The organism is Leucobacter sp. M11, from assembly GCF_035726885.1.
Taxonomy (GTDB): Bacteria; Actinomycetota; Actinomycetes; order Actinomycetales; family Microbacteriaceae; genus JAPFRB01.
The window spans coordinates 160,014-164,464 of record NZ_JAPFRB010000005.1; the positions used below are offsets into that span (position 1 = coordinate 160,014).

A 4,451-nucleotide genomic window follows, 5' to 3' on the forward strand; every position below is an offset into this window, starting at 1 on the left:
GCAGCGGTCGACTCCGTGCTCCTGATCGTGGTGGACGGGCTCGGCTGGGCAAACCTCCGCGCCAGGCGCGGGCACGCCCGCACCCTCGCGGCCCTGGAGCAGCGCCGCATCGAGACGGTCACACCGAGCACCACTGCGGCAGCGCTCACGGCGATCGTGACGGGAGCGCTCCCCGGGGAACACGGGCTTATTGGGTACCGGATCTTGCACCCCGAGAGCGGGCGCATCCTGACGACGATCTCCGACTGGGACGACGTGGGGGAGCCCGGGCAGTGGCAGCGCGCCACGCCCCTGTTCCACGCCGCCCGAGCGGCGGGCCTCACGGTCTCCGCCCTCGGTCGCCCGGCGCACCGTTCGGGCGGGCTCACCGCGGCGATCCTCTCCGGGGCCGAGTATCGCGCGGGCGCGAGCATCGAGGACCGCTTTGCCGAGGCGGAGCGGCTCCTGCGGCAGGGCCCCGGCCAGCTGATCTATCTCTACGTGGACGAGCTCGATCGGGCCGGGCACCAGCTCGGCTGGGAGTCAGATGCGTGGACGGGGCGGCTGGAACAGCTGGACGCCGCCGTCGCGGGCCTGCTCGCCCGGCTGCCGAAGCGGGTGGGCGTCGCGCTCACCGCCGACCACGGCATGGTGGACGTCCCGGCGCACAAGCACCGCTTTCTCGACGCCGACGAGGCGCTGTTCGCGGAGATTGACCGCGTGGGCGGGGAACCGCGTTTCCGATACCTGTTCCTGCGGCCCGGGGTCGACCCCGCCCAGCACGCGGAGCGCTGGCGCGCCCGGGAGGGCAAACGCGCCTGGGTGGGCACCCGGGACGAGGCCATCGCCGCCGGGCTCTTCGGTGAGGTCGCCCCCGAGGTGCGCGAACGCATGGGCGAGGTGATCCTCGCGGCGCGGGGGCTCACGGCCTACTACACCTCGGGCCCCGAGGACGAGGCGGCCCGAAGCATGATCGGCCAGCACGGCAGCCTCACCGAGGAGGAGCAGGGCGTGCCGCTCGTCCTCGCTGGGGCCTTCGCGGGCGGGCTCTTCGCCCGGGCCTGAGCCTCGTCGTTCGCGCTTAGACGGGGTCTTCCTCGCTGCGGGTGCCAAAGAGGATGTCGTCCCAGCTGGGGATCTCCGCGCGGCGCTTCTTGGGGGCGCGCTCGGGCTCGGCCTTCGGCTCGGCGGCGGGCCGCTCGGCTTCGGGGGCCGGCTGGGGCGCGGGCACCGCGGTGAACAGCGGGCGGGGCTCGGGCTCCGCGACGAAGAGCAGGGTGCCGTCGTCCTCGGGAACCGGGGCCTCGCCGAGGTCGGCGGGGGTGAGCTCCTGGGTGACGTTGTCATCCGGGGTCTCCGCTCCGACGGGTGCGGCCTCGCCGGGCTCGGCCGGGAGCTCGCGCTCCCCGCGGCGGCGGCGGAGCGCGTCCAGCAGGTCGGCGGTCTCGCCGAAGTCGCGGGGCTCCTCGGAGCGGGTCACCGCGCGGCTGTCGATGTGCTGACGGCGGCGGTACTCGCCCTCGACGTCCTCCGGCTCATCCGGAAGCGCGGTCTCGGGGGCGGGCTCTTCGGGGGTCTCCACGGCGGTCTCCGCGTGCCCGCCGATGCGGCTGGGCAGCTCGGAGGGGTCGAACGCTCCGGAGTCGAAGCGCTCGACGCGCTCCGGCACCTCGACGGCGCGCAGCTTGGGGATGAGCCGGTCGCCGATCTCGCCCTGCTTGGACAGCCGCACCGCGTCGTCGTTCAGGGGGGTCAGCACGCCCTTGCGGTGTTCAAAGGACCAGGTGGCGCGGTGGGCGACATCGTGAGAAATGAACTCCAGCCCGATCAGCCAGCCGTCCTCGTCGTCCCGCCACGAGGACCAGTCGTACGTGTCCGCGCCCAGCGCCAGCAGGCGCTCGCCGATCACGTCGCCGAAGGTCTCGGGCTCCTCGCTGGTCTCCGCGCCGCGGCTGAGCACGGGCACGCGGTGCGCGCTCTCCAGAATGAAGGCGCGCTCGGCGAGCACGGGGCCCTCAAAGCGTTCGATGTCGCCGGGCTCCGCACCCGTGAGCGCGGAGATCTCCTCGCGGCTCTTCCCGGCGCGGACCAGCGACTGAATCTCCCGCGGGCGGACCTTTGCCCCCTCGCGCGGGCGACGCGACAGCCGCTTCACTTCTGCGAGCAGGGCCTCGTCGACCACAACGCGGAACTGGTCCCCGGAGTCACTTGCGACGACGAGGGTCCCCTCGTCACCGCGGACGAACCGTAGTTCTTGCATTCGACTCTCACCTCTTCACACCGAATCCTGCGGATAGCTTGGCACGGCTTCCGGCCAAAACGGGGGATTTGCGCGGTGCGGTCTGAAAAAGACGCTGCCCATCAAACTCCCAGGTGTGGCGGTTTGCGGTGGAGTGCTCCCGTGGTGCAGACTATGGCCGCTTGAGTTTAGAGTGCGTGTCGATGCGCAGAAATGTAGGAGAGTATGGCAACCGATTACGACGCCCCGCGGAAGTCCGAAGAAGAGTCCGATTCCATTGAGGCCCTGAAAGAGCGGGTCCCGGACAAACTCTCCGGTTCCGTGGACACCGAGGATGCCGACAATCCCGGTTTCGAGCTCGCCGGCGCCGACCTTTCGGACATCGACCTCGATGTCGTCGTCCTGCCGCAGCAGTCGGATGAGTTCACCTGCGTGAGCTGCTTCCTCGTGCGGCACCGGTCCCAGGCCGATCACGAAACGGACCTCGGCCCCGTGTGCCGGGAGTGCTCCATCTAAGGATCCGCACAAAAAAACGCCCGCTTCCCCGAGGGGAGGCGGGCGTTTTTGCGCCGTCAGCGCGAGCCGGGAGGCTAGGCGGCGGGGGTGAGGGCAGCCGCAAAGTCCTCGGGGGTGCGGCTCGACACGATCCAGAACGGCGCCGGGTCCTGGGCGTCGGTGTTCTCGATGCGCACGCCGCTCTTAATCCATCCGCGCAGCAGCAGGTGGGTGCGGGCGTCGAGCTTCGGGCCGATGGCCAGCTGGAAATCATCGCCGTGCAGCACCTCGACCGCGCCGATGAACTCGCGGGGGAGCGTCGCCCGGCCCGCGGTGAGTCCGCGCTCGTCCAGGGTCACCCGCGGGCTCGTGAGAATCAGGAACCAGCAGGCGGCCGCGTAGGTCACGATCGCGACGATGATCGCGAGGGTGAAGTTGATCGGCGTCAGCATCAGGGTCACCGCGGGCAGGAAGAGCAGGCACGCGATAAAGAGCCAGGGGGTCGGCCACAGCCGCTCGGAGTAGGAGGTCATACCCTAAGCCTACGAGATGGGAGAGTCCGATAGTCTGGGCGAGTGACTGACGCAGTAGAAATCCTGATCCAGGCCGAGCACCTGCCGGCCTACGCGCACCCGGGCGATGCCGGGGCCGATCTTCGCAGCACCGAGGCCCTGGTGCTCGGTCCCGGGGAGCGGGCCACGATCGGCACGGGCGTTTCGCTCGCCCTGCCAGCGGGCACCGTCGCCTTCGTGGTGCCGCGCAGCGGCCTCGCGGCGAAGCGCGGCATTACCGTGGTCAACTCGCCCGGCACGGTCGACGCGGGCTACCGCGGCGAGATCCGGGTGACCCTGCTGAACACCGACCGGAGCGAGCCATTCGAGATCCAGCCGGGGGACCGGATCGCCCAGATCATCTTCCAGCGCTTCGTTCAGGCCCGCTTCGTGCCCGCCGAGACGCTTCCCGGCAGCGACCGCGGCACCGGCGGCTTCGGCTCGACCGGGGTCCGCGACGCAGCCACGACTGACGCCCCAGCGGGGGCACCGGCACACACCGACCGCGCAACAGAGGAGAACCAGGCATGACCGAGGCAGACGACACCCGCGCAGCGGAACTCGAGGCGGTTGACGCCTCGACCGAGCCCGAGGTGGACGAGACGAAGTCGACCCCGGCCGACCGCGAGACGGCCGGCCCCTTCGACAGCACCGAGGTGCCCGCGATGCGTCCCTACGTGGACCTGGGCGGCGTGAAGGTCGCCCCGCGCGAGGGGCAGCAGCTGCGCCTCGACGTCGAGGAATCCACGAAGCGCATCGTCGCGGTCTCCCTCGACTACCTGAACTCAACGCTGCAGGTGCAGGCCTTCTCCAGCCCCCGCAGCACGGGGCTCTGGCACCACTTCCGCGCGCAGATCGCCCAGCAGCTGCGCGCCCAGGGCGCGACGATCACCGAGCGCGAGGGTGCCCTCGGCCCCGAGCTGCTCGCCGAGCTGCCGCTTCCCGAGGAGCGCGGCGGCGGCACCCGCCCGGTGCGCTTCATCGGCGTCGACGGGCCGCGTTGGACCCTGCGTGGCGTGATCACCGGCCAGGCCAATGTCGATGAGGACGTGGCCCGGCAGGTCGAGGAGCTCTACCGGAGCCTCGTCGTCGTCCGCGGGGAGCAGCCCATGCCGCCGATGGAGCTCCTGGCGCTTCGCGTGCCCGCGGGCGCCGAACGCAGCGTATGAGCCAGCTGCCCGAGCCAC

General features: G+C 71.1%; 6 protein-coding genes. 4 read left to right on the forward strand and 2 right to left on the reverse strand.

From position 1 onward, the window contains the following. The coding region (locus OOT08_RS16090; protein ID WP_325093836.1) for an alkaline phosphatase family protein at positions 1–1,044 on the forward strand (1,044 nt) is incomplete at its 5' end. A gap of 16 nt (positions 1,045–1,060) precedes the next feature. On the opposite strand, the gene sepH is transcribed toward OOT08_RS16090, so the two are convergent. After that, positions 1,061–2,239 (reverse strand): septation protein SepH, encoded by a 1,179-nt coding sequence (sepH, locus tag OOT08_RS16095; protein ID WP_325093837.1) that lies wholly within the window; start codon positions 2,237–2,239, stop codon positions 1,061–1,063. Positions 2,240–2,443: 204 nt separating this feature from the next. On the opposite strand from sepH, the gene OOT08_RS16100 reads away from it, so the two are divergent. Further along, a complete protein-coding gene (locus OOT08_RS16100) occupies positions 2,444–2,734 on the forward strand; it encodes a DUF4193 domain-containing protein (RefSeq protein WP_325093838.1) in 291 nt (96 codons plus the stop codon). Positions 2,735–2,808: 74 nt separating this feature from the next. Here the strand turns inward: OOT08_RS16100 and OOT08_RS16105 are convergent, their stop codons facing one another. After that, positions 2,809–3,246, reverse strand: a complete 438-nt coding sequence (locus tag OOT08_RS16105) for a DUF3093 domain-containing protein (protein WP_325093839.1) — start codon at positions 3,244–3,246, stop codon at positions 2,809–2,811. Between the two features lie 42 nt (positions 3,247–3,288). Between OOT08_RS16105 and dut the strand changes: the two genes are divergently transcribed. Further along, on the forward strand, positions 3,289–3,795 hold the full coding sequence (gene dut, locus OOT08_RS16110) for a dUTP diphosphatase (protein ID WP_325093840.1): 507 nt from the start codon (positions 3,289–3,291) through the stop codon (positions 3,793–3,795). After that, positions 3,792–4,433, forward strand: coding sequence for a DUF3710 domain-containing protein (locus OOT08_RS16115; RefSeq protein ID WP_325093841.1), 642 nt, complete (start codon positions 3,792–3,794; stop codon positions 4,431–4,433). Before dut ends, OOT08_RS16115 begins: the two co-directional genes overlap by 4 nt. Positions 4,434–4,451 lie beyond the last annotated feature (18 nt).